The 25,642-nt window shown below is 65.8% G+C and carries 35 protein-coding genes; 10 read left to right on the forward strand and 25 right to left on the reverse strand.

Translation table 11 applies throughout. The annotated features are described in order from the left end of the window. Positions 1 to 371: 371 nt before the first annotated feature. Entirely contained in the window at positions 372 to 797 is a 426-nt protein-coding gene (locus ACFQQC_RS00005; protein ID WP_376858465.1) for an OmpA family protein, read from the forward strand. A gap of 184 nt (positions 798 to 981) precedes the next feature. Here the strand turns inward: ACFQQC_RS00005 and ACFQQC_RS00010 are convergent, their stop codons facing one another. Then, positions 982 to 1,401, reverse strand: coding sequence for a hypothetical protein (locus ACFQQC_RS00010; RefSeq protein ID WP_376858467.1), 420 nt, complete (start codon positions 1,399 to 1,401; stop codon positions 982 to 984). A 575-nt stretch (positions 1,402 to 1,976) separates the two neighbouring features. On the opposite strand from ACFQQC_RS00010, the gene ACFQQC_RS00015 reads away from it, so the two are divergent. Then, the gene (locus ACFQQC_RS00015) at positions 1,977 to 2,444 is read left to right on the forward strand and encodes a hypothetical protein (protein ID WP_376858469.1); all 468 of its coding nucleotides are present in this window, start codon (positions 1,977 to 1,979) and stop codon (positions 2,442 to 2,444) included. Between the two features lie 745 nt (positions 2,445 to 3,189). Here ACFQQC_RS00015 and ACFQQC_RS00020 read toward each other — a convergent pair. Then, a complete protein-coding gene (locus tag ACFQQC_RS00020) occupies positions 3,190 to 3,624 on the reverse strand; it encodes a hypothetical protein (protein WP_376858471.1) in 435 nt (144 codons plus the stop codon). Between the two features lie 40 nt (positions 3,625 to 3,664). Here ACFQQC_RS00020 and ACFQQC_RS00025 point away from each other — a divergent pair, with 40 nt between their 5' ends. After that, positions 3,665 to 4,111: a hypothetical protein gene (locus tag ACFQQC_RS00025; protein WP_376858473.1), complete on the forward strand. Its 447-nt coding sequence runs from the start codon at positions 3,665 to 3,667 to the stop codon at positions 4,109 to 4,111. Positions 4,112 to 4,304: 193 nt separating this feature from the next. Here the strand turns inward: ACFQQC_RS00025 and ACFQQC_RS00030 are convergent, their stop codons facing one another. The 6 genes from ACFQQC_RS00030 to ACFQQC_RS00055 form a co-directional block, all read right to left on the reverse strand. Further along, the gene (locus ACFQQC_RS00030) at positions 4,305 to 5,093 is read right to left on the reverse strand and encodes a phytanoyl-CoA dioxygenase family protein (protein ID WP_376858475.1); all 789 of its coding nucleotides are present in this window, start codon (positions 5,091 to 5,093) and stop codon (positions 4,305 to 4,307) included. 326 nt (positions 5,094 to 5,419) lie between these two features. After that, positions 5,420 to 5,770 (reverse strand): hypothetical protein, encoded by a 351-nt coding sequence (locus ACFQQC_RS00035; protein ID WP_376858477.1) that lies wholly within the window; start codon positions 5,768 to 5,770, stop codon positions 5,420 to 5,422. 234 nt (positions 5,771 to 6,004) lie between these two features. Beyond that, complete coding sequence (gene chrA, locus ACFQQC_RS00040; protein WP_376858479.1) at positions 6,005 to 7,198, reverse strand: chromate efflux transporter; 1,194 nt, start codon at positions 7,196 to 7,198, stop codon at positions 6,005 to 6,007. 246 nt (positions 7,199 to 7,444) lie between these two features. Beyond that, the gene (arsC, locus tag ACFQQC_RS00045; RefSeq protein WP_376858481.1) at positions 7,445 to 7,846 is read right to left on the reverse strand and encodes an arsenate reductase (glutaredoxin); all 402 of its coding nucleotides are present in this window, start codon (positions 7,844 to 7,846) and stop codon (positions 7,445 to 7,447) included. Next, positions 7,843 to 8,895 (reverse strand): ACR3 family arsenite efflux transporter, encoded by a 1,053-nt coding sequence (arsB, locus tag ACFQQC_RS00050; RefSeq protein WP_376858483.1) that lies wholly within the window; start codon positions 8,893 to 8,895, stop codon positions 7,843 to 7,845. Before arsB ends, arsC begins: the two co-directional genes overlap by 4 nt. A 9-nt stretch (positions 8,896 to 8,904) precedes the next feature. After that, positions 8,905 to 9,261: an ArsR/SmtB family transcription factor gene (locus ACFQQC_RS00055; protein ID WP_376858485.1), complete on the reverse strand. Its 357-nt coding sequence runs from the start codon at positions 9,259 to 9,261 to the stop codon at positions 8,905 to 8,907. 38 nt (positions 9,262 to 9,299) lie between these two features. On the opposite strand from ACFQQC_RS00055, the gene arsH reads away from it, so the two are divergent. Further along, positions 9,300 to 10,025 (forward strand): arsenical resistance protein ArsH, encoded by a 726-nt coding sequence (gene arsH, locus ACFQQC_RS00060; RefSeq protein ID WP_376858487.1) that lies wholly within the window; start codon positions 9,300 to 9,302, stop codon positions 10,023 to 10,025. Between the two features lie 203 nt (positions 10,026 to 10,228). Further along, positions 10,229 to 10,954, forward strand: coding sequence for a hypothetical protein (locus tag ACFQQC_RS00065; RefSeq protein ID WP_376858489.1), 726 nt, complete (start codon positions 10,229 to 10,231; stop codon positions 10,952 to 10,954). A 20-nt stretch (positions 10,955 to 10,974) separates the two neighbouring features. Here the strand turns inward: ACFQQC_RS00065 and ACFQQC_RS00070 are convergent, their stop codons facing one another. From ACFQQC_RS00070 to ACFQQC_RS00110, 9 genes are all read right to left on the reverse strand, one after another. After that, positions 10,975 to 11,355 carry a helix-turn-helix transcriptional regulator gene (locus ACFQQC_RS00070; RefSeq protein ID WP_376858491.1) on the reverse strand — a complete coding sequence of 127 codons (381 nt, stop codon included), beginning with the start codon at positions 11,353 to 11,355 and terminating at the stop codon, positions 10,975 to 10,977. Continuing rightward, positions 11,345 to 11,530 (reverse strand): hypothetical protein, encoded by a 186-nt coding sequence (locus ACFQQC_RS00075; RefSeq protein ID WP_376858493.1) that lies wholly within the window; start codon positions 11,528 to 11,530, stop codon positions 11,345 to 11,347. Before ACFQQC_RS00075 ends, ACFQQC_RS00070 begins: the two co-directional genes overlap by 11 nt. Next, complete coding sequence (locus tag ACFQQC_RS00080; protein ID WP_376858495.1) at positions 11,527 to 11,838, reverse strand: hypothetical protein; 312 nt, start codon at positions 11,836 to 11,838, stop codon at positions 11,527 to 11,529. Before ACFQQC_RS00080 ends, ACFQQC_RS00075 begins: the two co-directional genes overlap by 4 nt. Then, a complete protein-coding gene (locus ACFQQC_RS00085; protein ID WP_376858497.1) occupies positions 11,835 to 12,896 on the reverse strand; it encodes a hypothetical protein in 1,062 nt (353 codons plus the stop codon). The genes ACFQQC_RS00080 and ACFQQC_RS00085 overlap by 4 nt, the downstream gene beginning before the upstream one ends. A gap of 9 nt (positions 12,897 to 12,905) precedes the next feature. Then, positions 12,906 to 13,184: a VirB3 family type IV secretion system protein gene (locus tag ACFQQC_RS00090; RefSeq protein ID WP_376858499.1), complete on the reverse strand. Its 279-nt coding sequence runs from the start codon at positions 13,182 to 13,184 to the stop codon at positions 12,906 to 12,908. Further along, entirely contained in the window at positions 13,184 to 13,504 is a 321-nt protein-coding gene (locus tag ACFQQC_RS00095; RefSeq protein ID WP_292060178.1) for a TrbC/VirB2 family protein, read from the reverse strand. The genes ACFQQC_RS00090 and ACFQQC_RS00095 overlap by 1 nt, the downstream gene beginning before the upstream one ends. 830 nt (positions 13,505 to 14,334) lie before the next feature. Next, on the reverse strand, positions 14,335 to 15,381 hold the full coding sequence (locus ACFQQC_RS00100; RefSeq protein WP_376858501.1) for a macro domain-containing protein: 1,047 nt from the start codon (positions 15,379 to 15,381) through the stop codon (positions 14,335 to 14,337). An 8-nt stretch (positions 15,382 to 15,389) separates the two neighbouring features. Next, positions 15,390 to 16,031 (reverse strand): DUF4433 domain-containing protein, encoded by a 642-nt coding sequence (locus ACFQQC_RS00105; RefSeq protein ID WP_376858503.1) that lies wholly within the window; start codon positions 16,029 to 16,031, stop codon positions 15,390 to 15,392. A 261-nt stretch (positions 16,032 to 16,292) separates the two neighbouring features. After that, a complete protein-coding gene (locus tag ACFQQC_RS00110) occupies positions 16,293 to 16,568 on the reverse strand; it encodes an ATPase, T2SS/T4P/T4SS family (RefSeq protein ID WP_376858505.1) in 276 nt (91 codons plus the stop codon). Positions 16,569 to 16,596: 28 nt separating this feature from the next. Here ACFQQC_RS00110 and ACFQQC_RS00115 point away from each other — a divergent pair, with 28 nt between their 5' ends. The 4 genes from ACFQQC_RS00115 to ACFQQC_RS00130 all read left to right on the forward strand — a co-directional run bounded on the left by ACFQQC_RS00115 (position 16,597) and on the right by ACFQQC_RS00130 (position 20,432). Further along, on the forward strand, positions 16,597 to 17,598 hold the full coding sequence (locus tag ACFQQC_RS00115; protein WP_376858507.1) for a DUF3363 domain-containing protein: 1,002 nt from the start codon (positions 16,597 to 16,599) through the stop codon (positions 17,596 to 17,598). Between the two features lie 343 nt (positions 17,599 to 17,941). After that, positions 17,942 to 18,127: a hypothetical protein gene (locus ACFQQC_RS00120; RefSeq protein WP_376858509.1), complete on the forward strand. Its 186-nt coding sequence runs from the start codon at positions 17,942 to 17,944 to the stop codon at positions 18,125 to 18,127. 473 nt (positions 18,128 to 18,600) lie between these two features. Then, positions 18,601 to 19,680, forward strand: coding sequence for a DUF3182 family protein (locus ACFQQC_RS00125; protein WP_376858511.1), 1,080 nt, complete (start codon positions 18,601 to 18,603; stop codon positions 19,678 to 19,680). After that, a complete protein-coding gene (locus ACFQQC_RS00130; protein ID WP_376858512.1) occupies positions 19,677 to 20,432 on the forward strand; it encodes an alpha/beta hydrolase family protein in 756 nt (251 codons plus the stop codon). Before ACFQQC_RS00125 ends, ACFQQC_RS00130 begins: the two co-directional genes overlap by 4 nt. Before the next feature lie 34 nt (positions 20,433 to 20,466). Here ACFQQC_RS00130 and ACFQQC_RS00135 read toward each other — a convergent pair whose 3' ends face one another. The 6 genes from ACFQQC_RS00135 to ACFQQC_RS00160 form a co-directional block, all read right to left on the reverse strand. Further along, on the reverse strand, positions 20,467 to 20,661 hold the full coding sequence (locus ACFQQC_RS00135) for a hypothetical protein (RefSeq protein ID WP_376858514.1): 195 nt from the start codon (positions 20,659 to 20,661) through the stop codon (positions 20,467 to 20,469). Between the two features lie 82 nt (positions 20,662 to 20,743). Then, complete coding sequence (locus ACFQQC_RS00140; RefSeq protein ID WP_376858515.1) at positions 20,744 to 21,460, reverse strand: RadC family protein; 717 nt, start codon at positions 21,458 to 21,460, stop codon at positions 20,744 to 20,746. 20 nt (positions 21,461 to 21,480) lie between these two features. Beyond that, on the reverse strand, positions 21,481 to 21,906 hold the full coding sequence (locus tag ACFQQC_RS00145) for a hypothetical protein (protein ID WP_376858517.1): 426 nt from the start codon (positions 21,904 to 21,906) through the stop codon (positions 21,481 to 21,483). Positions 21,907 to 21,919: 13 nt separating this feature from the next. Then, complete coding sequence (locus ACFQQC_RS00150; RefSeq protein WP_376858519.1) at positions 21,920 to 22,252, reverse strand: hypothetical protein; 333 nt, start codon at positions 22,250 to 22,252, stop codon at positions 21,920 to 21,922. Next, positions 22,249 to 22,746, reverse strand: a complete 498-nt coding sequence (locus ACFQQC_RS00155; RefSeq protein ID WP_376858521.1) for a helix-turn-helix transcriptional regulator — start codon at positions 22,744 to 22,746, stop codon at positions 22,249 to 22,251. The genes ACFQQC_RS00150 and ACFQQC_RS00155 overlap by 4 nt, the downstream gene beginning before the upstream one ends. 97 nt (positions 22,747 to 22,843) lie before the next feature. Beyond that, positions 22,844 to 23,260, reverse strand: coding sequence for a helix-turn-helix domain-containing protein (locus ACFQQC_RS00160; protein WP_376858523.1), 417 nt, complete (start codon positions 23,258 to 23,260; stop codon positions 22,844 to 22,846). Positions 23,261 to 23,520: 260 nt separating this feature from the next. Between ACFQQC_RS00160 and ACFQQC_RS00165 the strand changes: the two genes are divergently transcribed. Beyond that, positions 23,521 to 23,763 (forward strand): hypothetical protein, encoded by a 243-nt coding sequence (locus tag ACFQQC_RS00165; protein WP_376858525.1) that lies wholly within the window; start codon positions 23,521 to 23,523, stop codon positions 23,761 to 23,763. A gap of 118 nt (positions 23,764 to 23,881) precedes the next feature. On the opposite strand, the gene ACFQQC_RS00170 is transcribed toward ACFQQC_RS00165, so the two are convergent. Further along, entirely contained in the window at positions 23,882 to 24,790 is a 909-nt protein-coding gene (locus ACFQQC_RS00170; protein WP_376858527.1) for an NAD(P)H-hydrate dehydratase, read from the reverse strand. After that, positions 24,787 to 25,545, reverse strand: coding sequence for a histidine phosphatase family protein (locus tag ACFQQC_RS00175; protein WP_376858529.1), 759 nt, complete (start codon positions 25,543 to 25,545; stop codon positions 24,787 to 24,789). Before ACFQQC_RS00175 ends, ACFQQC_RS00170 begins: the two co-directional genes overlap by 4 nt. Positions 25,546 to 25,642 lie beyond the last annotated feature (97 nt).

Raw genomic sequence — 25,642 nt, forward strand, 5'->3', positions numbered from 1 at the left:
ACCTCGGGAGGCTACCCTAATTCGCTCGAACCGAAGGCGTTTTCACACAGCCTCGACTCTTTGGCGACTTTCGGAGAGTCCGCTTCGTGCCGGTTTGCCAGCGTGAGCCTCTGGCGCTTCGAAGCTGCCCGCACCACCGAAGACCGGAGTTCATTGGTGGCCATTTGGAGTCCGCTTTAATCTTCTGCATGTCCGGGTGATCTGGCGACCACTCGGCAAAATGAACGCATCGTCGGACTAATCGAAGGTCGACCGCTCGCTCAACTCTGACAGCCCGAGCAGGGCCGGATAGGGTTAGGCCTGTGGCTTGGCAGGAGCGGGCTTCGGAGCATAGAATTGGGCACGAGGCGCAGAACTCATACGAGGGACGAATGAAGTCGATCATGCTGGCGATGGCCGTCATCGCTGTGGCCGCATCCCCGGTCGGGGCCGGACAGGCTCAGAACCGCATCGTCGTGGAATTCGCCGCAGACAGCGACGAGGTCTCGACTCAGAGCATGGTGGCTCTCTCTCGCTTCGCGCGGGCACATCCGGACAAGGACCTCCTGATCGAGGGCCATGCGACGCTGGCGGAGTCGGAGAACAGTCCAGACTATGCGACCGGACTCTCGCATCGACGCTCGGCCAAGGTGCGGATGGCGATTTGGGAAGACGATGTGGCACGACGGCAGTTGTCAGGCCAGCGAACGATGACGTCGTCAGGGTACGGAGCCAGTCGCCCTCTCAACGGGATAGCCCCGGACCATCGGCGCAATCGCCGGGTCGAGGTTTCGCTTCGGGGACCGGACGCCGGCTAGTAGCCGCGCGACCCAATGTAGTACCTCTGCTGGGGCCCTGCAGTCGGTATCGGCCATCTGAATAGTCACAGTCCGGTGCCGTGCGAGTACCAATCGCTCCTAAACGCAAACACAGTGTGCTCGACGGACGCGAGCAGGGTGAAGTGGCCCGCCGAGCGTTTGGGATCTGCGGGCGTTCAGACGGCTATGGCGATTTGAAAGCCATCAGGAATTCGAGCAGGTCCGAGCCATCGGTCGCTTCGAGCCTGTAGTCCTGAGCCTGCACTCTTGGCAGGGCGTCGAAGCGGGTCCGTATCGACTGGGCGTGGCCAGCGCTGGTGAGCGTCACGGTGGCGGAGCAAATTATTTGGATCCGGTCCGGGTGTTCGAATTCGATGCGTTGGTCGGAAAAGGAGACAATCATCGCATCGCGTTGGGCGGTGGTGAACTTCCAAGTCGGTAGAAGTCCCTTCACGACAACGCCCGCGCGCGCCCATACGTCAGGGTGAGCGCAGAACCGCGCATCCTCGCGGTCCAGCAGCTCGCGTGCGGACTGGGCGTTCGCAGGGCTTGAGAACAGGGTGAGGTATAGGCCGACGGCCGTTGCGGTAACGATGCGGTGCATTGGAAATCCCGAACTTGGTCCATCGAGACTAAGGGGAGGTGATGAACAATCAACCCTCAGCAACCCGGTTGCCAAGACCCCTGTCGTCAGATGTGATCAGGGGACCAGCTATGGCTCAGCGAAGGCAATCGGGTACTAAGGGGTGATGGCGATGAGGATGATGACGGGTCTGGTCATTTGCGCGGCGCTTGCTTCACCGGATGCGGCGAGCGCCTGTCGGCGATCGCCCGACCCTGGGACACTCATGTCGCGTGAGTACACGACCGTCGCCGTCGTGAGAATCGAGGACGTGATCCCGACATCGCCGTCGAATCCAGAAAACGAGTGGCGGGCAATGGCGACCCGAGTGAGCGTTGTGGAGGGCGCGGAACCCGCCTTGAACCTGCTTCTCGGACATGCGGAAATCCCGAACTGCCGGGAACGTCGGCCGGCTCCGCGCGCCGGCGAGTATTGGGTTGCGTACATGGACGGTGTCGGCGACCCCGATAGTGTCGTGTACAATGCGTGGCCGCTCGATTTCGCCCGTAGTCTCGATCCAAGATTTAGCGGAGCGCCGGCGCGATGAGGAACCGAGCATGATGATATACGCGTCGATCTTCGCCGCCTTGACGGTGCAGTTGGGCCCGCCGCCGCCCCTGATTTCGGTCGTCCAGCTCGCCGACGAAAGCACAACGGCAGACGGCCGCGCCGCTACTCAGACGATTATCGAGAAGCTGCAGCCCGGTTACGTCCGCATCAGACCCAGTGAAGTGTCAGCGGAGGCCCTCGAGGCCTGTCGGACCGACCCGTCGCCCGTTGAAGTGTGTTTGTCAGAGGCGTTGGGCAGGGCGGGTGCAGCCTCGGGACATGTCGTTCTGATGACCCAGGAAAAGGATGGCGTCCTGCACTGGCTGTGCGTCGGGAGGAATGCGGGTCCGTTCACTGCCGCGCGCCAGTCCGTAGAGCTTGGGCCTTTGGCGGATCTGTATTCCGATGGCGAGAGCGAACTTCTCCATCGGGCGGCCGCCTGCCTGACCTATGCCGGCAACCAGAGCGGCTGGTAGGCGTCGAGGGTTTTCTCGGCTGCTGTATTGGAGTTTGGCGTCACGGGGTTGTCGCAGACGATGCCCCGCAAGCTGTCCGCGACGGGGTGGCTGGGTCGGGAAAAACATTGGCGAACAGGGGCGCATTCGATCCGTCACGCCGATCCTCGACACGCCATCGTCCGCGCTCCCCCGGCCGGTCAGAGGTTATGCGCAGCGTATAGGCGCGGGACTCGCCGCTCGACGACGGTTCGCCGGCGGCCTTGAAGAAGGCTCCTGTCTGTTCACCGCCGCGTTGATCGGAGATTCGGGCAGCGACCTGCCCTGCAGGATCGACGACTTCGAGGACGGCGTCGAAATCGGGCGACGAGATGCTCAGCCAGATTTGCTGAGCCGGGGCGAGGCTCGTTCCACTGCGGTGCGACCATCGGCCCGTAGCGTCGCGTACATCATTACAGTCTTCGCCGAGCACGCCTCGCAGACCCGTGCCTGCCGCCAAAGGCGGGGGGCGTCCCGGCATGGGCGGAGGGGTGGGATCCTGTAGTGGAATCGTCAGTCCAAAGGATAGGACTATCGGTATGATGGGAAGCGCCATGAGATTGAAAGCTCCACCGACTGCTGTTTGCCTTGCGTCCAGGGCCTGAACTTATCGACGGGCCGAACAAGCCATCAATACTCAAGTTCGCTAGACCGCTGGAGGTGCTGACGCCCCGATCCAACAGATGGTCACGGCAGCGAGCATCTCTCGGTGACGGTCGACATCCCGCTATCCGACGCCCGCCAACCCGTTGCGCTCGCTGTATTCGGTTCGCGCTGAGCCGGCGAGGCTCGCCATTCGAACCTGCTCCACGATCCAGCGGTCTAGGTCCTTGCCGTCCTCACGCTTGAGTTCGACACCCGCGTTGCGAAGACGCGTCAGGTGAACAGCCGCTCCATAGTTCGCCGCCGACAGCCATTGAAGGCTCTCCAGCACAGCTTCATGGCTCATGGTGACACCAGGCTCCGGGGGCGGCTCAAGCCACCTGTCAAGATGCGCCATGATGGTCTGAAGGGCCTCGTCCAACGCCGGCGTCATCGTCCTCACCGATTGTTCATAGCAGCCGACATCCTGGCCGAAATTACCAAGTCGGCAAAGGTCGCAAACCAGCGACGGCGTCCGGACGGGCGCCCCGTTTGCCCTGCTGGCGTTTCGTCGGCTCACCCTCCATCTTCTTGAGCCTGGGTGGGAGGGGGCAACGTTGATGATCTCCGGTTTTCTGGCCCGCTTCGGCATCGGGCGCGCGCCGTGCGGGGCTTTATCAGTCGCCACGCTGGCGACATTTCATGGCTATCTGAGGATGGAGATCGCTTACGCCTGCGCCGACTTGGATGAACCGGTCATGCTGGAGATCGTCGTCCGCAAGCCGAAGCGGATATTCGTCGTCTGCGAGTCTCTAAAGGGCTGGACTACGGACGGGGCCCGTGGTTGGCGGGCTGTCGCGAAGGCGGACATGGATCGAGCCCGGCAAGTCAGAACTCCGCTGTTGCGCAACGAAGCTTCGGCGCAGGCGACGACCACGGCCTATTTGGCTGATTTTGGCGAAGGGTACCGCCACCGGGTCCCGTTTGGCGAAGTGACTTTCCGGGTGATCGGTGCCACATCCGGCTGGCGCCTGCTGTCTCGGCGGATGACGATCCTGCCGGCTTAGCGAGCCTCAAAATGACTCTGGTAAGCCGAGTTCAGAGCCGTCCGTTCCAAAACCTTCCGGATGTCTGCTTCCGGTCGGCAACTCATCGTCCGCTGATGGCGCTTCTCCGACGGATCGCGGCTTCCGCATGTGTTGGAGAAGGCGAAATCAGGCTCGATGCGCCCGAGGCGAAGATCGCCCCGGGCGCGGCCAGTCACAGGGTCAATCCGCAGGCTCGGCGAATAGCGATCTGGACGGGCGAGGGTGGCGATGCCGGGTCGAACTCGGCCCGAGGAAGCAGGGGTGGCTGGGCCATAAAGCGCGGTTCAGTTCCTCGGTGCGCCTGCGCCGCATGAACGAGGAAAGGATGGCACAGGAACACCGTGCCGGCAGGGCCTGTCGCCAAGCTGACCGGGCAATCGCAGGTGGAAGCAAAGCCGTCTGCCGCCAGCTGCCGCAGGGATGCGCCTCGCTCGCCGTAAGGCAGGAGCTCGCGAGCGATCACGGAGTGCGATCCTCGGCGTATGCGGGTCGGCGCGTCATCGTCACCGACGTCGGACAGCAGGAAGAGCATCAGGAGCGCCCGTCCGCTGCTCTTGATGTTGGCCCTCCATTCCATGAAGTCGGACGAGTCGCCGAAGCTCACGTCGACGTGCCAGCCATCGTCCCCCGCCGATAGCGGCGATGGAAAGCGTATCGGAAAGGTTCCGAGACCGAGTGGGGCAAGCCAGCGCTCATTGCCGACCAACTGATCATAGGCCTTATGCAGCCGTGGGGTATTGGCCGCCTGGACAAAGGGCTCGGACGATTTGGACGCGACCCGGATCACAGGTTGCGTCCACTCTGTGGGGTCATCGGGGGACAGTCCGATCTCCGACCACAATTCGTCACGGCACCGGGCCGCGATATCGGCGCTGAATGCGTTGTCGAGCCTGACGAAGCCGTTGCTGATGAAGTCTTGGATCTGACCCTCGGTCAGACCCTCATGCTCATTATGAGGCACAGTTACTCTCCCTGGCCCTCTCCGGGCCGAATAATGATCTGAGCGGCGCCTACAGGCGCCGGGGCGAACACGCCTCAGATCAGCGGGAAGAAGGTGGCCTTCATCATCATCCCTCGACTATGCCAGCGTTTGAAAGCGGGCGGCAAGCCGAGTGGGAGAGCGGCCTGTTCACAGCGTCTGCCAAGGGACGGGAATGGGCCCTCAAACAGAAGCCCACCTGAACTTCCGGTTCTCGGCGGCAGGTCAATGTCCGCATCTGGCGCAGGGCTGACACCGGCTCGGATATCGCTCGGGAAGTCCGCAATGGGTGGAAAGCAGACCTTCGTTCAGAAGCCATCCGTGGGCGAAGCTGGCGCTGGTGGGGTGTCATTCATTAGGTAGCCTTTCGGCTTAATCCAGAAAAACCAGGCGCAGCCGTTCTGGCTGTAAACGGTCTTCCACTCCGCCCCTTCAAGGAGTTGCAGGTTGCAGCTTCTGCCTCCGGTCACGGCGACCCGGCCATTTCCTTCGATCCAGGAGCCGACAATTCGCTCGAACAGATCAGCGTGGTTGGGAAATGGGAAAAAGTAGGTCCAAAGATCGCCCACTCCAAAGTTCAATTCGTCGAGGTTTTGAAGGCCAAGCGTGATGGGGCGGGAGAGATGTGGCTGAACTGGAAACGTCCAGCAGACCTCCATCGGAACGTCCCCCTCAACTACGAACTTTAAGCCGTAGCGCGTTGCCAAGCGCCCAAAGAGTGCCTCAGCTTCTGGAGTGTAGTCTCTGTCTCTCACTCCTCATTGTGCGGGCCGGATGGGACGTCCGCAATGGGTCGAAAGCGGACCTGAACACGCCGGCCAGCGAGACGTCGGCTTTCGGGCAGTCAGGGATGACCGCTTCTGGCGCTGTCCTGACATGGTTTGCACCAGCGATCATCTGAACACCGCCCATCCGGCCAGAGCCGCCCCCAAGAGGACGACGGCTGGGGCGTAGCGGCTTTTCCAGGACCAGACCGTCGCCAAGGCGAGGCCGAAGATCGCCAATGCGGTCGGCGCCGACGGCACGCGCTGCAGCGTGGCCCAACCCAGCTGAACGCAGGTCGCCGCGATGATGCCTACGACCGCGGCGGCGACGCCCGCCAGTATGCGGTGCAGTCTCTCGTCGGCGACGACCCGTTCGAGCCGCTCGTAAAGGATCATCGAGAAGGCGAACGCGGGCAGAAAGACGCCGGCCGTCATTGCGAGGGCGCCGCTCCAGCCGCCGACAATGAAGCCGACGAATGTGCAGAAGATGACGAGCGGGGCGGGAATGACGCCTGCGAACGCGACGCCGTCGAGGAACTGCCCGTCATCTATCAGGCCGCGTCCGACAGTGTCGGTTCGGACGTAGGGGATGGCCGTATAGGCTCCGCCGAACGTCAGGAGCCCGGCCTTCAGTCCCGTCCAGAACATCGCCAGCGCGCCGACTCCGGCGTCCCCGGCATGGATCACGGCGCCATCGAGCGGGTTGCGGGCCACGGCGACAAGAACGCAGAAGGTCACTGCGGCCATGCCGGCGATGAGGTATCGACCGCCCTTGATCAGGGCATAGGTCGTCCCACCCGCCAGAAGCACGAGCCAAAAGCTCACTCCCGCAAGCGTCGCGACGAAGCCGACCAGGGCGACGCCCCAAAGCCAGCCGTCCTCAAGAATGTGTGAGCCGATCTTGTGCACGGCTCTGGCGATGACGGCGATGACGGCCGACTGAACGCCAAGAAGGGCGCCTGCAAGTACGGTCATCAGCGGAGCAAACTCGACGTAGGCCCAGCCGATCGCCAGCATGATCAGCATTCCCGGTGTCAAGAAAGCCAGCCCCGCGAGAAACCCGCCGAGGCGACCCTTCGCCCGGATCCCGAGATGCACGCAGAGTTCATGGGCTTCCGGCCCCGGCAGAATCTGGAGCACGGCCAGAAGGCGGTTGAAATGCGCGCTGGAAATCCAGCGCTCATCGTCCACCAGATCGCGTCGGATCATGGCGATCTGTGCGACGGGGCCTCCGAAGGCGAGCAGTCCAAAGCGCAGAAAGCGCAGGAAGAGCGCGAGATGGCTCAGTGCGGGCGGTGTCGGTTCACCGTCAATGTTCGTCACAGGCATTGCTCCGGCCCACGCGGGTTAGGCGTGGAAAAAGGAGCGGAGCTTGAACGATCAGGTGTCGGGTCGGGCGTCCGCGTGTGCCCGCCAGCATAGCCTAGTTTCGGCCGGGTCGGCTGCCAAGTCCTGGAAGACGCTCGCCGGCGGGTTGAGACCGATTACAGTTGGCCGAAGCCACATCTACTTTCCGCCGAAGCGACCAGGTCCGCTATTGGCGCTGGTCTGACATCAGGCAAGCGCCCGTCAGCCCGGCCCGACAACCTCTCCGTCTTCCTTGGTGAAAGTCGTCGGCGGGGTGTCGAGCAATCCGAGAACGACTTCCGACGGGCGACAAAGCCGCGTCCCTTTCGGTGCCGCGACAATTGGGCGGTTCACGATGATCGGGTGATCGACCATCGCCGCGATGATCGCCTCGTCGGATACCGCGTCCTCAAGCAGGCCGAGTTCGCGAGCGGGCGTGCCTTTCTCGCGGATGAGGTTGCGTAGCGGCACGCCAATCTCGTTCGACAGGCGCCGCAGCAGTTCCGGGGTCCAGCCTGTGTGGAGATACTCGACCACCACCGGCTCTTCCCCCGACGCCCGGATCATCGCGAGCGTGTTGCGCGACGTGCCGCAGTTGGGATTGTGATAGATGGTGACAGTCACTGGACAACTCCGTTCCGCGCGCGTCGGACGCTCGCGCCGCTTTCGTACCAAGCCTTCGAGCGGTTCACGAAGGCGACCACCGTCAGCATGACGGGGACTTCGACCAGCACCCCGACCACGGTTGCGAGCGCCGCTCCAGAGTGGATGCCGAACAGGGTGATCGCCGCCGCCACGGACAGCTCGAAAAAGTTGCTTGCGCCAATGAGGGCGGACGGTCCCGCCACCGAGTGCTTTTCGCCTGTTGCCCGGTTCAGCACGTAAGCCAGTCCGGCGTTGAAATAGACCTGAATGAGGATCGGCACGGCAAGGAGAGCGATAACGATGGGCTGCCCCAGCAACTTCTCCCCCTGAAAGCCGAACAGCAGCACCAGCATCGCAAGGAGGGCTACCAGAGAGACGGGTTGAAGGATCGCCAATGTGCGATCCAGTCCCCGTCCCGACCGGCCCAGCCACGCACGCAGTCCCTGAGCGATAACGACGGGAACGACGATGTAGAGCAGGACCGACAGCGCCAGCGTGGACCAGGGCACGGTGATGGCCGACACACCGAGGAGAAGCGCCACGATGGGCGCGAACGCCACGATCATGATGGCGTCGTTGAGGGCGACTTGGGACAAGGTGAAGTTCGCATCGCCCTTGGTCAGGTTGCTCCACACGAACACCATCGCCGTACAGGGCGCTGCGGCGAGCAGGATGAGGCCGGCGATGTAGTTGCTGGCTTCGCCTTCCGGGAGCCACGGGCTGAAGATCACCGACAGGAAGAGCCAAGCGAGCAACGCCATCGAAAACGGCTTCACCGCCCAGTTGATGAACAGGGTCACGCTGATGCCCCGCCAGTGTCGCCCGATCTGGCGCATGGCGCTGAAGTCCACCTTCAACAGCATGGGGACGATCATCAGCCAGATCAGGACGGCGACCGGGAGATTGATCGAGGCGGTTTCAATGCGGCTCAGCGTTTCAAATGCGCCGGGAACCCAGGCGCCGAGGGCGACACCGACCGCGATACAAAGCAGAACCCAGAGGGTGAGGTAGCGTTCGAATACCGACATCGACGGGACCTACTGACGTATCGCGGGCGGGCAGCAGATGGCCTTGGAGATGACCTCGCCAAGCGGTGCGCAGACATCCGGCGACCCCTGACAGCAATCTTCCATGAGGAAGGCCAGCAGCGCGGTCATGTGCGCATAGTCGGCGGCGTAGATGATCGACCGACCGTCGCGGTTCGATGTCGTCAGACCTGACCGTGTCAGGATCGCGAGGTTGTTCGACAGGGTGCTGGCGACCATCCCCACAGCCTCGCCCAGCTTCCCGGCAGGCATCCCCTCCGGTCCCGCCCGTACGAGCGTGCGGAAGATGTTCAGGCGTCCCTCGTGAGCGAGTGCGCCGAGAGCGTCGATGGCTGATGACGTTTCCATACTTCACAAATAATCGAAATATGTGGCAAGGGGAAGCCATGACCGATTTCCCCGCCCTGTCCCCTGAGTTCATCGACCAGCCGACCTTGGCGCGGTTACAGCCCGTTGCGTTCGATCATCCGCCGCGTTTCCTTCTGCTGTACGGCTCTCTGCGCGAGCGGTCGTTCAGTCGCTTCCTCATAGAAGAAGCGGATCGCCTCCTCCGGTCGTTCGGGGCCGAGACCCGGATTTACGATCCTCGCGGATTGCCGCAGCCGGATGGGGCCGATCCAAGCCATCCCAAGGTTCAGGAACTGCGTGAGGCGTCGATCTGGTCGGAGGGGCATGTCTGGTGCAGTCCCGAACGCCACGGCGCCATGACGGGCATTTTCAAGTCGCAGATCGACTGGCTGCCGCTGGAGAGTGGCGGCGTCCGGCCCACCCAAGGCCGCACGCTCGCTGTCATGCAGGTCAACGCCGGATCGCAGTCCTTCAACACGGTCAATCAGCTTCGCGTACTGGGGCGATGGATGCGGATGATCACGATCCCCAATCAGTCTTCCGTCGCCAAGGCATACAACGAGTTCGACGACGACGGTCGGATGCTGCCGTCCCCCTATTACGACCGGCTCGTTGACGTGATGGAGGAGCTTTGCAAGTTCACGCTCCTGACCCGAGGCCGGGCCGACTACCTTGTCGACCGCTACAGCGAGCGGAAAGACGAGGGGGGTCCCGTGGCGGGGGCTGAACATCTCGCTTCAATTTCCGTGAAGCCGACGCTCTGAAGGTTTGCAACGGGGCGGAGTCCAAACCGTTTAGCTGTCAGAGTGTCCTTCGCTCCTGGCGCAAAGCTGGCGTGCCCAGCCGGCTTGAAGCGAATGGCGGGATTGCCGCTCAAGCGGTCCCGCCTGGGTCATCTTACAGACCCTGAGATAGTCCTGCTTGCCGCCATGGGCGATAACCCTCAGTTTCGATGCGGGGGGCGGCCATGGATCAGTTCGAGTTCTTTTTTGCGTTTTTCGGGCTGCTTTTGGGGCTTGCCCTAGCGGAGCTCCTGAACGGGTTTGCTGCAATCCTGCGGGAGAAGGTCAGGCCTCGGTGGGGCGTGATCACACCGTTGCTCGGCGTGCTCGTCGTTATCGAGATCGCAGCCACGTTTGTGGACGCCTGGCTTAAGCTGAAAAGCGTCGAGATCAATCTGGTAGGGTTCGCCATCCCCGGCTTGATCGGGATCGCATACTACGTCGCGGCCGTGATGGCCGTCCCCCGGCACACTGAGGACTGGGTCTGTTTAGACGACTATTTCTACGCCCGCCGCCACTGGATCGTTGGACTTCTGATCGTCGCCAATATCGGACACGTAGCGCTTGAGTTGCCGACCTTGGCCCCACGGTTCCAGACGGAAGACCTGCTCCTTGTCCGGTATGTGGTCTTCAACAGCGTCCTGTTCGGATCCTACATCGCTCTTCTCGTGGCCAAGAAGCGCTACTCTATTTCGCGAACTCCTACGGTCTCAAGATCGTCTGATCCTGCTCGGAAGTCCGGTTACACTCGTCCGACACCCGAGCGATGTTCGGATGCCGCGCGTCCTCCGACGTCCGCTTATGGCGCTGTGCTGACATCGACCGAGCAGGGCGGCTGTCAGATCCTTCTCACGGACGTAGGGTGTGCTGCCGTTGAGCGACTTCGAGTAAGTTCGCCATGGCTTCCTTGAGACCGTCTCTCCCGGTCGCATCAGAAGTCGAAGCCGAGTTGTCCCTCTGCGACGGGGATCGTCTTTCGCTTACGCCCGGACGTCCTGGCCCGCGGCTCAGTGATCGACATGTCCTCTATGGCGGGTCGGGGTTCCACACGCTCCGGGACGCTGCGGTCCTCAGGCCGCCGTGCGGGCGCGCGCGGGGGGCGGGGCGGCCGGGAGTGGAGGGGGGCGCCGCGGCTCTCGTTCCAGGCGACGATGTCGCGTTCGCGCCAGGCCACCCGTCCGGGCGAAATCGACACCGGCTCGGGGAAGTCTCCGGCCTGCCGCATGCGCCAGGCCGTCGTGCGACCGAGGCCCGTCAGGTCCCGGATCTGCCGCCAGCCCAGGAAGCGCTCGAGTCCGTCCTCATGGGCCATGACGCTGCTCCAGAAGCGCCGTCGCGCGGTCCCCCAGGACCGAGGCGAGCGCCGCCGCATCGTTGGCCGCGTCCAGAGGATCCCGGCTCCACCAGACCAGCAGCACGGCCTTGAGCGGATAACTGACCGTCGGGTCGTTCATCAGGGTCTCGAGGCTGGGGCGGTCGGGGGTCATGAGCTCGCCTCCCGGGGCCGGGCCTCCCGCCGCAGGCGCTGGCGTTCGCTGGACGAGGCGGCGGGCGCCGTGATCTGGGTCTCGGCCCAGGTCTCCAGCAGGTCCAGCGGATAGTAGGGTTTGTTGCGGATGTGCCGGCAGGGCGGACCGCCCGATCCGGTCGAATAGGCGCGCGCCAGGGTCGTCGGCTTCATCCGGATGCCCTTGCCCTCCAGGAAGACCGAAGCCTCCGCGCGGGTCAGGAGCGTCTCCCGGAGCGACGGGTCGGCCGCCTCCGCGCCGTCATGGGGGGCCGTCGCGAAGGTCACGACCCGGCCTCCGCCGGCGCGCAGTCCCGCGATGACCGCACCCCCTGCCCCGCCGTGAGCGCGAGGTAGCCGTAGGCGCAGGCATCCGAGCCGAGGGCTTCGAGCGCCCCGTCGCACTCGTCGGTCTTGGCCGCCGCATCCGTATCGAGGAGCGGCACCTCCTCCTTGGTGATGGCCTCGCGCAGCAGGACCCCGACGCCCTTGCGCTTGGCGAACCATCGCTTGCGCAGCTTGACCAGCTCGACCTCGGCGTCCGCCTTGTCCAGACCGATCCAGCGCGCGCTCCAGCGATAGGGGAACGGCAGGGCCCCGAGGGCGTCGAGCAGTCCCGGTCGCGTGCTCGCCGGAAGTCCCCGGACCGAGACCACCTTGAGCGTCTGGCCGTCCAGGGTCGGCGACACGCCGCCGAGCAGGGGCGCGTCCGCCAGCCAGGCGTCGAGGAACATCGGCGTCGCGGGCAGTGCGAGCTGGACCGACCTCGGAGACACGCAGTCGTGCAGCCAGGTCAGGATCTCTGCGTCGTCCAGCATCGCGACCTGCGGAAGGGCGTCGGCCAGAAGGTCGACGATCTGCGCGGTCTCGCGGTCGAAGGCGTCCAGGGCGGTGCGCCAGTCCCGGCTCGCCGGATCGGCGCCGTCGAACAGGGCGCGCTCCACCCGGCGTGTCCGGTCCGCCGGCGGAAGCCAGGTCAGGGCCGCCCGATAATCGGTCTCATAGGCCGGCTCGCTGGTCTCGAAGAGCGAGCGGCGCTCGGCGTCGACCAGCCAGGCCGCAGCATTCTCGAAATCGCTCGCGGGATAGGGCTGGGCGGGGCGGCGACGCGCCTCGACATGCAGGCACCATCCGCTGCCCAGACGCTTCAGGGCGTTGTTAAGCCGCGCTCGAACCGACATCAGCTCCAGGTCGGAGGCCGACTCCAGATCCGGTCCCCGGAACCTCAGACCGCAGGTGAACGAACCGTCCTTGTTCAGCACCACCCCGGGGGCGACCATGGCCGCCCAGGGCAGATGATCGGCCAAGAGCGCGGGCCGTCGGCGATGTTCATCCAGAAAGCGCATGATCAGCTCTCACGCATCGAGATGGCCCGGCAGGGCCAGGTGGCGGCGAAGGACGTCGAAGAACCGCTTGTCAGCCCGCGCGGCGTACAGGCCGATTGCGTGGGCGACCGCCCACCACAGGAGGCCCAGCCACCAGATCCGCAGCGCCAGCCCCAACACCACCGCCACGGTGCCCATCAGGACGGCGTAGTCGCGCGGCATCCCCGCCAGGGTGACGGGCTCGGTCAGCGCGCCCGCGACCGGAAGATCCCAGCCGGGCGGACGGTGATCTGAGGACATCTCGGACATCAGGCGATCTCCGCCCCGCCGGCGAAGCCGAAGAACTGCAGGAAGAAGGTCGAGGCGGCGAAGGCGATCGACAGGCCGAAGAGAATCCCGAGGCCTCGCCGCATGGACGAACCGTTCTCGCTCATGGCGACCCCGGCGCCGAACAACACCACCGCCACGACGGCGGCGGCCTGGACGACCGGGCCGGTGATCGATTCCACGATCTGCTGGAGGGGTCCCTCCCAGGGCATCCCGGATCCGCCCGCCAGGGCCTGGCCGGCGAAGAACAGGCCGCAAGTCGCCGTCGCGGCCGAAAGGCCACGTTGAAGTAAACGTCGCATGGTTTGAGTTCCCGTGGTCTTGCCCGAATTTCGGTGCTGACGATCTACAGCAAGCAAAACCATCCACAGGCTGTCAACGCACTCCCCGAATATATTCCTGCGGCGCTGTACTCGTTGATTCGACTTGCGATGACTGAGGTCGATTCCGGCTGTCTGAGAGTTTTTGGGAAGTCGTGGGGGGAGCTCGCCTTTTCCCGCTGCGACGGGATTTCAGGTCTGACGGGTCCGAAGTCGGCCACAATCCCGATCCGTCGCTTCCGCAGTCGTTGGAACACCGCCGCTCCCCAAATGGCGGCCGCCTGTATTCCCGGACCTGAGGCTCCGGCGGAAACCACGACAGCTTTAGCAATCCGCAACGGGCGCCGTGGGCTCGTATGCGCTTGGCGAATTGGACATCCTTGAGTACCTCGCCGACGAGGAGCTCAGCCACGACCAAACCCGACAGCGTCGTTCATCGAGTCGTTAGACGCCGTCGGATTCAGCCCCAGCGCTCGGTGTGGAGCGGAGCCGCTACGCGCCAACAGCCGCCGAAGCGAACTGTTGGGCTCACTCAGCGATATGACGCCTGATCTCTCCACGGACGTCCTTGACGGTGAGCGTCGCGCCGCTGGCGAGGGTTCTCCTGAACCTGGTCCCCACCGCTCCGTGCCCATCCGCTGGGTTGGGGCGTGGCCGCGAGTATTGGCGCGGGCCATCGTCAGACGCGTCCAAGTCAACACCTTGGCCGCGGACCTGCGCAAGTCCGGCGCCTGGATCTTCCCGGATTGGGAAGCCCGTAAACGGGTTCTAGGCGACGGCTACCGCCTTTTCCGAACTCGAGATCCTTGCCGTCAGGCGGCCTGTTCGCTGATCCAGCCGTGGGAGCGCAAATGGTTGAGCGCCGTGCGGATATGGGGCTCGCGCAAGGTCGCCGCCTTGCGCGGGCTCCAGGACCGGATAGCCTCCACCACCCGATCCGGCTCGCGAGCCGCCTCGGCGTCATGGGTCGCGATCCAGTGCACGGTCGACAGCAGTTCCAGACCGTATGGGGTCTCGAACCCTTCGATCAGCTCGGCAACCCGATCCAGCCGCGCTTGGGCGGTCTGGTCGGCGCCGAGGAAGGCCTCGGCCTCTTGCCGTCCGTCGTCGAGCACGGCGATCTCGGCCGCTTGGCTGCGATCGCCATAACCGCGGATGAAATGTCCTTCGATCCGTTGCAACACATGGTTCAAGTTCTCGGCATAAGGGCCGTAGTGATGCTTGTGAAACCCCAGCTTGAGGTCCTCGCCCGACTCTTGGAGGAAATAGGTCAGCTTCTGAATCTCAAGCAGGCTGTGTCGATATCCGGCGGCGCCATAGAGTCCAAGAAGGCTCAGCACCAAGGCCCTGCCCCGGCTCATGTTGGGCCGCGCCGTATTGACCCGCATGCTGTCGACCTTGGGCGCTCCGGAAGGCGGGAATAGCATTACTTCGACATCGTCCAGATCGCCTAAGGCCCTTCGGATCATGGGCTCGACGTCGGCCCAGTCCAAGCCTCCATTGCCGCAACCCAGCGGCGGAACGGCGATGGATCGCACACCAAGAGTCTCGATCACTCGTCTGAGCTCCTTCAAACCCGACGCGACATCCTCGACCCGGGACTTGGCCTTCCAGTGCCCCTTGGTCGGAAAGTTGATGATCCAGCGCGGGTTGATCATGCTGCCGGTGTCAAACACGAACATCTCGCCCAGGCGCACCTCGCCCGCATCGCAGGCGCGCCGGTAGGCTTCATAGTTTCCGGGAAACTCCTGCTTGAACTGCAGGGCGATGCCCTTGCCCATCACACCGACGCAGTTGACGGTATTGATAATGGCTTCAGCGCCGGACTGCAGGAGATCGCCATGGGCGAGTCTAATCATGGCGCGCCTCAATAGTACCAGTCGGGGCGAACGACCACCCGCAACGGCTGCCCGACGCTCGCAGCCATCGCGGTCACCTGATCGGCGCGAGCCTGTGTCTGAACCACGGCTCCTTGGAGCAAAGCGATGGGAAACCGGTCCCTCACGAGGAACTCGGCCTGTTTGCGTCGCTTGCGATCCCCATCTTCAACCGTATCCGCCCATTGACTGGCCGCGATAACGTCCCAGTCGATCTCACCCAGCTGCGCCAGGTCATCGTAAAAACTGGAGTAGGCCATGATTCCATGGCCGTCGCTAAAGGCGAACCCCAGACCGGCCGCCGCGACCGCCTGGGCGTTTGAAACTAGGTGGACGAGTGCACCCTGCCCACCTTCACACGGCACGTTGCCGCGGTTGATCGTGTAGAGCATCGGGCTGCGACGGGTGAAGTAGAACGGCACATAGTCGTGGAGCGACCCGCCAGGCCCGCAAGTGACGACCTTGCCCGCGCGTTGTGCTTGGATGGAGCTGTAAGCGATATTTGTGAAGGCGGCGCCTTGCGCGTTCAGCCGCGCCGTCGCCCGCAACTCCCCGGCAGTCAGGATCGTCTGCAGATTTCCGACATGGGTCATGTGGATAATCGGCGTCGGCTGAGGAATGGTTCCCGGCATCACGATCCCTGATGGCGTCAGCCAGTCCTAACACCTCCGCCGGACGGTTGAAGCCAGGAAATCTACAGCGGCGCACGAAACAAATCAAGAACGATAGGCTGCCTCGACCATCGCCTACTCCACGGCGGGCCTCGGCCGGATAGCTGAAAGCGCGCTTTCGCTTGCCGAGCTCAATGCACCACCAAGCGGCCGTTTCGAACCGCCGCATAGGTCAGTTCCGGTCTCGTCGCGCGGCGCCTCGAGAAGGCGAAGCTACGGAGCTCAGACGCTCCGAGTGGCGTACCCGTCCGCGGAAACACCCATGACCTCCAGGATAGGATCAAGGTGACGTCCGTCCGTCCGCCTGCGGATATGGACGATAAGATTGACCGCATTGGCGATCACGCGATGGCCCAGGGGGGATCCAACCTCCGCCAGTAAATCCTCCAGTCGCGTCACCGCTTCCCCTGCCGAATTGGCGTGGATGGTGGAGAGGCCGCCGGGATGACCGGTGTTCCAGGCCTTGAGGGTTTCGAGCGCCGCCGATCCCTCGCGCATTTCTCCCACGACGATCCGATCCCGACACATGGGCAAGGGGTTCGCGCGGGGCACCGCGCTCGCCGCCCACATCGCCTATCTCGGCCGCATGGGCGCCGGGGCGGACGGCGAGCAGGCGGCCTTCTTCGGACCGGTGCGTGAAGGGGTCGGCGCGGCCGGCGCCACCGAGGGCTGGGCAAAGGACCGGCACCATTTCCGCTTCATCATTTCACCCGAGCACGGCGATCGGATTTCGGACCTCGAGAGCTTCACCAGGACGGTCATGTCGAGGGTCGCCGATGACCTTGGAGAACCGGGTCTGACCTGGATCGCCGTCTGCCATTTCGACACCGACCAGCCGCACGCCCACGTGCTGGTTCGGGGGCGAAGAGGCGATGGTCGCGACCTCGTAATCCCGCGCCACTACATCGGCTACGGCTTTCGCGCCCGCGCTCAGGAAGTCGCTCAGGAGCGGCTGGGGGACCTCAGCCGCCAGGATGCCGAACGACGGGTCTGGCGTGAGACAGAGGCGGACCGGTTCACCGCTTTCGACCGGCGTCTGGTCGCGGCGGCCGACGCCCAGGGCCGGGTGGAGGACGGGGTGGGCGGAACCAACGCCTGGACGGCCCTGACCCGGGGTCGGCTCCGGCATCTTGAGACCCTCGGCCTGGCGACGCGGGAGGGACGACGGTTCCGGCTCTCCCCGGACCTTGAGGCGCGCCTACGCCGTCTGCAACGGTCGAAAGACGTCATTCGCACCCTGAACCAGCGACGACTTGAGGGAGCCCGGAGCATCCATCAGCTCGAGAAAGGGTCAGTACGGGGCTGCGTGGTGAAATCCGGCTTCCACGATGAACTTGGCGGTTCAGCCTACGCGGTGATCCGGGCGTCGGACGGCGCCGAGCACTACGCCCGGTTTGAGGTGGGGCAGGCGCCGCCCCCGGTGGGCAAGACCCTCACCCTCTCGCTGGATTCGCGTGGCTTCGCCCGGATCGTCTCGTCCGTCCAGAAGGGCCTTTCCGAAGATCTTTCGGATCCGGGAAATCGGTGATCAAAATCCGAGCAAACGATCGGCGACCCTGTAGGGTCGCCGGTCTTCCGGTCAGATCGGGCGATGACCCACACCCGCCCGGCGAAGCGACCGGCGGCGATGTCCCGCTCAAGGAGGAGCGCGCCAGCGGGCGCTGCCATCGCCAACCCACCGGCCAAAGCGCAGGACGCCGCCCCGGAGCGAGCAGTGTTCGGAACGGCGCCCGCAGGTTGGGCTCTACCGGAGCCCGGACCCTGTGGTCATTTTATCGAACGTCGGCGGCCGCTGCAAAGGGTTGGGAAGCCGGGCGTCAGACATCGCCCGGCCTCACGAAACCATGCGGCGCTCCCGTGGTTTGTCTCGCATGACCCTTCGCACCTCCAAACCCCGTGTCCTGCGCAGCAAGCGCGGCGTGGCCCTTCTTCTGTTCGCGATCATCGCGCTGTTCGCCGTCCTCTATGTGGCGGTCGGCGCGACGGCGTTCTTGCGGACGCAGGAGCAGGAGCCGACCCACCAGACGCAGACGGCCCCGGACGCACCGCCCCGGTAATGTCGGAGAGAGGCTGCAGCGACGGTCCGCCGGCTGATCGGTCCCGGAGTTGATCGGCGACCGCGCACCGAGATGACCTCTGCAGACGACGCGCACGAAGGCGGTACAGGCGAGGATCGATCGACAGTCGTCAGGTGAGGACGCCCGCACGGAACCTCGGTGAAACGCGTCCGTTCTAGCGCCCGGAGAAGTTCGCATGTCTCCGCCTCGAAGCCCCGGCGCCTTCACCCCTGTCGCGCGCCGGGGCTTCTTCAATTTCAGGGCCTGCTCGGAACGGGATCTCCGCGGCCCTGCCGGTGGAGCGTTGTCCAGGGCCCCTCGACTTCACTCCGCCCTTTATCATCGGCCCGGTTCCTCGCCCGCGCCCCGCCCTCTGCGGCGGCCTGACCCGCCGTTCGGGGGGCAGATCGTCGCTCAAGCGGGAGCCAACCCGCAGACCACGAGTTGCAGTCTGGAACAGCCCAGGTCCGCCCATGACACCGAGTGCGCCCCGCCGACGCGTCGTTCTTCACTCCGGCGAGGACGACCTCCTGTCGGCGGCGCACGACCGCGCCTCCCGCAATGGTCAGGCCGAACGGATCGCCGCCCTGCTGACCGAACCGTCGGAGGCTCACAAGCCTTTTGTCGTGCCCTCCGACACCCTGTCCCTCGAGACGGCGGCCACCCTCGGGGTCGAGCGCGCGGAGGACTTCTTCGGGGGCGCTGTGCCCCTGCCGTTTGTCGGCACCAAGGCCGTCAGCCATGGTCTCGCCTACCGGGGCGCAAAGGCCCCGATCGGGTGGAAGCCTGACCTGGGCGAGGCGCTGGCGGAAGTGACGCTTCCGGGCTTTACCGCGTTCAGCGTGGCGGATGCGCGGGAGGCCGGCTTTCGCCTTCTGGCCTCAGGTCCGGTCCGACTGAAGGACGTTCACGCCGTGGCCGGCCTGGGCCAGACCGCCGTGTCCACGCCGGCCGAGCTGATCTCGGCGCTGGCGGCCAGGGATCCGGAGGCGATCGCCCGGCACGGGTTGGTGCTTGAAGAGAACCTGATGGATCACGAGACCCTGAGCGTGGGATTGGTGCAGGTCGGACACCGGCGCGTCGCCTATTGGGGCGTTCAGCGCACGGTCGTCCGCCCCGATGGCCGGGAAGTCTACGGGGGGTCGGACCTCCATGCTGCAGCCGGCGGCTATGAAGACCTGCTGAGCTTCGATCTTCCCGATTCCGCGCGGGTCGCCGTCACCCTGGCGCGGGCATGGGAGACCGCCGTGTTCGACGCCTATCCCGGCGTTATCGCCTCGCGACGCAACTACGATGTGATTTTCGGCGCCAACCACCGGGGCGACCGGCGCGCGGGCGTTCTGGAACAGTCCTGGCGGATCGGCGGGGCGAGCGGGGCAGAGATCGCCGCGCTGGAGGTCTTCAGCAAGGATCGAAGCGCGGGGCTCGTGCGTACTAGCACCATGGAGATTCCTTCAGTTGAAGCCCGGGTTCCGGCGCATGCGGTGATCTACTTCCGCGGTGTCGACGAGCGCGCGGGCCCGCTCACCAAATACGCCGTGGTCCACCCTTGAGCGCCGCCACGCCGCTGAGCTTCCGCGTCGACGACCAGACGCTGGACGGCACCATCCTGACGCCGGCCCGCCTGATACCGGGCGTGCTGTTTGTCCACGGATGGGGCGGATCGCAGGAAGAGGACATGAAACGGGCCGAGGACATCGCCCAGCTCGGCTGCGTGTGTTTCACCTTCGACCTGCGCGGCCATGCGAAGACGGCGCCCCAGCGTCAGGCGGTCACCCGCGATGATGGGCTGGCGGATGTGATCGCCGCCTACGATCTCCTGCTCAGCCAGCCCATGGTCGACAAGTCCGCCATCGCCGTGGTGGGCACCAGTTACGGCGGGTATCTGGCGAGCCTGCTGACCGCCCACCGACCCGTGCATTGGCTGGCCTTGCGCGTGCCGGCCCTCTACCCGGACAGCGACTGGAAGACGCCCAAGGCTCTGCTCGACCGGAAGAAGATCTCGGCCTACCGGAACCGGTTCCGCAGCGCGCGAACCAACCAGGCCCTGCAGGCCTGCGCCCGGTTCCAGGGCGACGTGCTGATCGTGGAATCCGAGCATGACGATCTGGTCCCGCATCCGACGATCGCCTCCTTCATCTCGGCGTTCACCTCGGCGCATTCCCTGAGCTATCGCGTGATCCAGGGGGGGGATCACGCCCTGCGGGAGGCGGGCGTGCGCAAGACCTACCATGACCTGCTGATCGGCTGGCTGAGCGAGATGGTCCGCGCCGCCCGGCGCGCGGCGACGCCCATGGCCGGGTGACGGGTTCGCGGGCCTGACCCTGCCGGTCGGTGGCTCAGGACCGGTCTGCGCGAGTTTTCGCCTCGTGTTCGCGGGCCGCCTGGTCCTGAAGGCTGTCCTCGCCCTCGGCGGGCCCGGCGGTCTTGGCCGCCTCGGCCAGGTGAGCGCGTTGTTCCGGGTTTTCGTCCGGTTGCGGACTGGAGCCGAAGCGATCGGGATTGGACGGGGCGGGGGTCTTGGCGTTGGTCATGAGGGCTCCTTTTCCGAACAAGAAAGCGCCGGGGACGCGCGCCTGTTCCCGGCTCCCGCTCCGGGCGCCCGCCGCCTCAGGTCTACCCGCTGTGCATGGCGCTGGGCGAGTCCGTCGCCGACGCGGAGCGGCGCGCGACCACGGCGCGCCGGCCTTGACCGCCCGGTCGACCGAGCGCCCGGACCTCGGCCGCCCCGTTCAGCGGGCCGATCAGGCCCGCATCATGGAAGCTGAACACCCGCTTCTGGCCCACCACGAGATGATCGTGGACCGGGATGCCGAACACGGCGCCGGCGGCGACGATGCGCACAGTAGTCTGGATGTCTTCAGCCGACGGCGTGGGATCACCGGAGGGATGGTTGTGGACCAGGATCAGGGCGCTGGCCGACAGCTCCAGGGCCCGGCGGATGATTTCGCGCGGATAAACCGGCGCGTGATCGCGGGTCCCCACGCCCGCCAGTTCTTCGTGGATCAGGCCGTTGCGGCTGTCGAGGTAGAGAACCCGGAACTGCTCCCGCTTCTCTCCCGCCAACGCCGTGGACAGATAGTGTCTGAGCGCCGCCCGACTGCCGAGCAGCGGGCGCGACATGGCCTTCCGACGGACCACCGCCAGAACGAGGCCGTGCAGGTCGGACAGACGCGCGGCGCAGGCCTCGCCGCTCTCGTTGAGGAGCCGCGCCACCTCGTCCTTGGGCGCGACAATGGCCCCGCCGACATCTCCGAACCGGGCGACCAGGGCGTCGACACAGTGAGGGGCGCGCTCGCCGCCGACGACCGGCTCCAGAAGCCGACCGAGCATGGCCCTCTCCTCCGGCCCCGTCACGGCTGCACCGCCGCGCGGGCATAGGGCGCCCGACGCGCCTCGACGAGGCCGAACAGCGCCAGCGCCATCAACTCCATCCAGACGATGATGCGAAAGGTGACGGTAGCCCAGATCTGGGCGTCGGGGTTCATGAACTGGTAGATCCAGGACGCCAGCGAGATGAGCTGGACGCCCGCGGCCGCCAGCAGCCACCAGCGCCGACCGAACAGCGCCAGAGCGGTCAGGGCGGCGGCGAGGGCGAGGCTGATCCCCGCGACGCCCACCCGCACGCCTCCGAGTTCCAGAGGCGCGACGAGCGGGGTCACCGTCTGGGCGATCACCAGCGCCAGACCCGCCAGGCGCTCAGGCCCCCGGCCCTTCCACAGAAGGACCGCCAGGGTGGCGTAGGTGACAAGGGTCAGGCCCCACTGAAGCATCGACATGGGGGAGCCGACGTCAGGCGGCGACGACCGTCAGGCGGCCGGTCGGCGTCGTGATCTTGGGCTCCATGGTGCCCTCCATCCGATAGGGTATGCCGGCGGCGTCCGCGACAGACTTGAGCACGTCATGGCCCGCGATCACGTCGCCACGCACCTGGTTGAGTCGCGCGAGGCCTTCAACGGCGTGATTCAGCGCCTCATGGCCGGTCTGGGCGGCGACCCCGGCTTCGAGGCGACCCTCAACCATCGTCTGGATCATGGCGCTCACCGCGATGATGGCGTGGTCGATGGCGTGCTCGCTGTCCTGGATTTTGCGCGCGATGCGAACGCCGGTCCGGATGTGGTTCATTTATGGGTCCCCGCTGGGTCTGTTGGTTCCAGCGCCGGGGCGGCGGACGGCGCGACCTCCGAGAGGCGAGACACCCCGCCTGCCGTCAGCTGGACCAATCCGGCCGTGAGAACTCCTCCGATGGCGGCGAAAGCGAGGATAAGAGCCAGGAGCTGGACCGGCCGGCGTGGTGGCGCGGGCAGGACCCAGCTCGACGGCGTCCCCGTTTCGCGCCCCGGGGCGAGATCCTCGCCTGGCGCCCCGTCATCCACCTCGTCGGACCGAGGGCGGGCTATGGGAGTGGGGGCGAATTGGGAGATATCTGGGTAGTCGCGCAGGGCGATGGCCGCCGCGACCCGTCGATCCGATGTCTCGAGCTTGGCGTAGGCGTTGGTGAAGTGGTTCTCGACGGTGCTCGGGGAGATGCCCAGCCTGGCTGCGATATCCTTGTTGCTCAGCTCCTGCGCGGCAAGCCTGAGGCACTGGAGTTCGCGGCGACTGAGTCGATTGGACATGTGGTTAACCCCTCGGGCCACACGTACAGCAGGCGGCGCCGGGCGCAAGGCGGGGAACGACGAACCGGCGCGGACGCGGTCTCACGCGCCGGGGACCTCAGCGCTCGAGCGTGTCGGCCCCGGCCATGTCGCGGAGGATGTCACAGGCGAGCTTCTGCCGATCAGGAGACAGGCGCGGAGCCAGCCGTTCGATTTCCACCGTGTAGCGCGTCGCCGTCCGTCCGTAATCAAAGGGCGCGCTTTCTTCGGCCATGCCCGCCGCCTCTTCGCCATAGCCGGCGAAGAGCGACGCGACCTCCACTCTCAGGACCTCCGCGATACGCCAGAGCCGGGAGGCGGAAATCCGGTTCGCGCCCTTTTCGTACTTCTGCACCTGCTGGAAGGTGATGCCGAGCGCCTGGGCGAGGTCGCCCTGGCTGAACCCGAGGGCCAACCGCCGTGCGCAGACCTGGCGCCCCACGTGGCGGTCAACGGGGTGCGGCCCGTTCTGCTGTCCTCTCGGCGTCCTGCTCATGCGCCTTCATGAACGCGTCAACCCCTTCGATCAACAGCCAAGCTGGCGCCGCCCACCCGGTTCGACCTCGCGACCCTCAAAATGAGCCTGTCGACGGATCGATGCACCCGCCTTCGGGCAATCGTGGTTGCACCCGGGCTGGCCCGGACAAACGTTCGACAGGGATCAGCCAGGTCACGCAGGAGGGAACCGGCTGACGAGCCTCCGGTTGGACGGGCGAGGGGCTTCAGCCCGAGGCCCCGTCTGCCGGAGGCCGGGCCATGATCTTCTTTCTCTTTGTTCCCGTCGAGAGCGCCGCTCCCGAGATGGCGGCGTTGACCGCGACCGGGCTGGATGAGGCGATCAAGGAGGCGGAAGCGCTGCCCTTCGCGGGGCGGACAGGCTATCTGTTCGAAGGCGACCGGTTTGTTCAGGAGATCCGCACCGCCGACACCCTTCGGGAGGTCCCCGCTTTCGCCGATCCGTACAGGTCGCCGCCCGCCGCCGCGCTCCGCCCCGGTTAGACAAAGGCCTGGTTCAACACCCCCACGGCGCTTCGGCGACGGCGAGCCCCCGCCCTGATGGTCGGGGGCTTCTTCTGTCTGACGGCGTCGAAGGCGCCCAAGGCCCCTTCTGATCTTTTCAGGCCTCGGCCGTTCCGGTCGATCCCGCCTCCAGCCGACAGAGCACGCCCGGAAGAACGGCGAGGAGATCGGACGCCAGGAAGCCGGTCGGCCCGATGGTCTGCGAGAGCCACTCGCCGGCGGCGGCATGGAGCCGAACGCCCCAGAGCGCGGCCGTCGTGGGGGGCGCGCCCCGGGCAAGCAGGCCGCCGATGATGCCCGCCAGAACATCGCCCGAGCCGGAGGTGGCGAGGCCGGCGACACCGCCGGCGTGTCGCCACAGGCCGCCTGAGGGGCTGGCGACGTGGGTGGTCGCCCCCTTCATTACCACGACGGACCGGAACCGGGCGGCCGCCCATCGGGCGTGTTCGACCGGATCGGCGACCACCGCCGTCTTCTTCACGCCGCGCATTCGCGCCATCTCTCCGGCGTGGGGAGTCAGGATGGCGCGGTCGCGCGCCAGAGCCGAGAACCGTTCGGCTGTTCCCTCGTCCGGGAGGGCCGCTGCGTCGATCACGACGCCGACCTCAGATTGGGTCTCCATCAGTGCGAGCGACAGGCGAACGGCGTCGTCGGCCGCCAGGAGCCCCGGGCCGATGACCAGCGCATCGGCGTCGCGGGCGAAGGCGGCCAGAGCGCGACCGGCCCGACCGGCCAGTTCACCGTCCGGCGTCGACGCCGCGAGAACGATCCGCGCTTCCGGAAGAGCCTGCCCGAGCGCCGTTCCCAACGACCGCGGCGCTGCCAGGGTCACCCGCCCGGCGCCCACGCGAAGCGCGGCTTCGCCGGTCAGCCGCGCCGCCCCCGGCACCGCTGCGCCGCCTGCAACGACGAAAGCCGTGCCGCGGTCGTGCTTGTCCTGTTGTTCCGACGCCGACGGCAAGGGCAGGGCCGCCACGGCCGCGTCGTCGAGCGTCAGGACCGTCACCGCGCGGCCACCGGGGCGTCCGGCGCGGTCGTGACCGCGGCGCCCTCCTCTCTCAGGGGAGCGACGAAATTGTAGCGGACCAAGGTCATGCCGCGCCCATCCGCCGAGGCTTCATATTCGGTGACCCCGCAATTGGCGACGTCGCCCTCTGCGTCGATGGCGAGCAGTTGCGCCTCGTCCAGCCCCTCCAGCAGATAGCGGAAGCACAACACCACCACCTGGTGGGCCACAATCAGCACGTTCTGGCCGCAGTGGTGGAGGCTGAGGGTGTCTAGGGCGCTGCGCAGCCGCAGGATGACGTCACACCAACTCTCGCCCCCCGGCGGCCGATGATAGAATTTCCCCAACAGGGCCCGTGCTTCCGCCTGATCCGGATAGAGGGCCCGAATGCCGGCCGTCGTCAGACGGTCCAGCTGACCGAACTCGCGTTCGCGCAGCCGCTCGTCAAGGCAGGGTCTAACCTCCTCGGCCGTCCCGCCGCCGACCACCACCGCGTCTGCCGTCTGTCGCGCGCGCGTGTATGGGGAGGTCAGGATGACCTGGGGCCGCAGGCCTGGATCGAAGCCTGCGAACCAGTGCGCCAGGGCGGCGGACTGCGCCTCCCCAAGCCCGCTGAGGGGCACGTCGGCGTCGCGCAGGTTCAGGTCTATGCGGGCGTCACCTGCGGCGTGGGCGGCGTCTCGCGCCACATTCCCGGCGCTCTGGCCATGTCGCACCAGCCAGAGTCGGCTGGGCCAGCGATCCGTCTGCGGCATCGGTCCTCCTGCACTGGAAGAAGCGCGCCGGGGTCGGACGGTTCCGACCGGCAGGACCGTCGAGCGCCCGGGCCGCGCTGCGAACGGTGCCTGTAGC

The organism is Brevundimonas sp. GCM10030266, from assembly GCF_042666595.1.
GTDB lineage: Bacteria > Pseudomonadota > Alphaproteobacteria > Caulobacterales > Caulobacteraceae > Brevundimonas.

Coding starts and splice junctions, on each gene's coding strand:
- arsB (WP_376858483.1), bottom strand. CDS start 8,895: ATGTCGGTATTCGAACGCTACCTCACCCTCTGGGTTCTGCTTTGTATC.
- ACFQQC_RS00075 (WP_376858493.1), bottom strand. CDS start 11,530: ATGACCCCCGACCGCCCCAGCCTCGAGACCCTGATGAACGACCCGACG.
- ACFQQC_RS00150 (WP_376858519.1), bottom strand. CDS start 22,252: ATGAACCACATCCGGACCGGCGTTCGCATCGCGCGCAAAATCCAGGAC.
- ACFQQC_RS00065 (WP_376858489.1), top strand. CDS start 10,229: ATGGATCAGTTCGAGTTCTTTTTTGCGTTTTTCGGGCTGCTTTTGGGG.
- ACFQQC_RS00120 (WP_376858509.1), top strand. CDS start 17,942: ATGACCCTTCGCACCTCCAAACCCCGTGTCCTGCGCAGCAAGCGCGGC.
- ACFQQC_RS00035 (WP_376858477.1), bottom strand. CDS start 5,770: ATGGAGGTCTGCTGGACGTTTCCAGTTCAGCCACATCTCTCCCGCCCC.
- ACFQQC_RS00125 (WP_376858511.1), top strand. CDS start 18,601: ATGACACCGAGTGCGCCCCGCCGACGCGTCGTTCTTCACTCCGGCGAG.
- arsH (WP_376858487.1), top strand. CDS start 9,300: ATGACCGATTTCCCCGCCCTGTCCCCTGAGTTCATCGACCAGCCGACC.
- ACFQQC_RS00175 (WP_376858529.1), bottom strand. CDS start 25,545: ATGCCGCAGACGGATCGCTGGCCCAGCCGACTCTGGCTGGTGCGACAT.
- ACFQQC_RS00140 (WP_376858515.1), bottom strand. CDS start 21,460: ATGCTCGGTCGGCTTCTGGAGCCGGTCGTCGGCGGCGAGCGCGCCCCT.
- ACFQQC_RS00105 (WP_376858503.1), bottom strand. CDS start 16,031: ATGCCGGGAACCATTCCTCAGCCGACGCCGATTATCCACATGACCCAT.
- ACFQQC_RS00155 (WP_376858521.1), bottom strand. CDS start 22,746: ATGTCCAATCGACTCAGTCGCCGCGAACTCCAGTGCCTCAGGCTTGCC.
- ACFQQC_RS00005 (WP_376858465.1), top strand. CDS start 372: ATGAAGTCGATCATGCTGGCGATGGCCGTCATCGCTGTGGCCGCATCC.
- ACFQQC_RS00015 (WP_376858469.1), top strand. CDS start 1,977: ATGATGATATACGCGTCGATCTTCGCCGCCTTGACGGTGCAGTTGGGC.
- ACFQQC_RS00010 (WP_376858467.1), bottom strand. CDS start 1,401: ATGCACCGCATCGTTACCGCAACGGCCGTCGGCCTATACCTCACCCTG.
- ACFQQC_RS00090 (WP_376858499.1), bottom strand. CDS start 13,184: ATGTCCGAGATGTCCTCAGATCACCGTCCGCCCGGCTGGGATCTTCCG.
- ACFQQC_RS00100 (WP_376858501.1), bottom strand. CDS start 15,381: ATGATTAGACTCGCCCATGGCGATCTCCTGCAGTCCGGCGCTGAAGCC.
- ACFQQC_RS00025 (WP_376858473.1), top strand. CDS start 3,665: ATGATCTCCGGTTTTCTGGCCCGCTTCGGCATCGGGCGCGCGCCGTGC.
- ACFQQC_RS00160 (WP_376858523.1), bottom strand. CDS start 23,260: ATGAGCAGGACGCCGAGAGGACAGCAGAACGGGCCGCACCCCGTTGAC.
- ACFQQC_RS00085 (WP_376858497.1), bottom strand. CDS start 12,896: ATGCGCTTTCTGGATGAACATCGCCGACGGCCCGCGCTCTTGGCCGAT.
- ACFQQC_RS00135 (WP_376858514.1), bottom strand. CDS start 20,661: ATGACCAACGCCAAGACCCCCGCCCCGTCCAATCCCGATCGCTTCGGC.
- ACFQQC_RS00115 (WP_376858507.1), top strand. CDS start 16,597: ATGGGCAAGGGGTTCGCGCGGGGCACCGCGCTCGCCGCCCACATCGCC.
- ACFQQC_RS00145 (WP_376858517.1), bottom strand. CDS start 21,906: ATGTCGATGCTTCAGTGGGGCCTGACCCTTGTCACCTACGCCACCCTG.
- ACFQQC_RS00070 (WP_376858491.1), bottom strand. CDS start 11,355: ATGGCCCATGAGGACGGACTCGAGCGCTTCCTGGGCTGGCGGCAGATC.
- ACFQQC_RS00165 (WP_376858525.1), top strand. CDS start 23,521: ATGATCTTCTTTCTCTTTGTTCCCGTCGAGAGCGCCGCTCCCGAGATG.
- ACFQQC_RS00055 (WP_376858485.1), bottom strand. CDS start 9,261: ATGGAAACGTCATCAGCCATCGACGCTCTCGGCGCACTCGCTCACGAG.
- ACFQQC_RS00110 (WP_376858505.1), bottom strand. CDS start 16,568: ATGCGCGAGGGATCGGCGGCGCTCGAAACCCTCAAGGCCTGGAACACC.
- ACFQQC_RS00095 (WP_292060178.1), bottom strand. CDS start 13,504: ATGCGACGTTTACTTCAACGTGGCCTTTCGGCCGCGACGGCGACTTGC.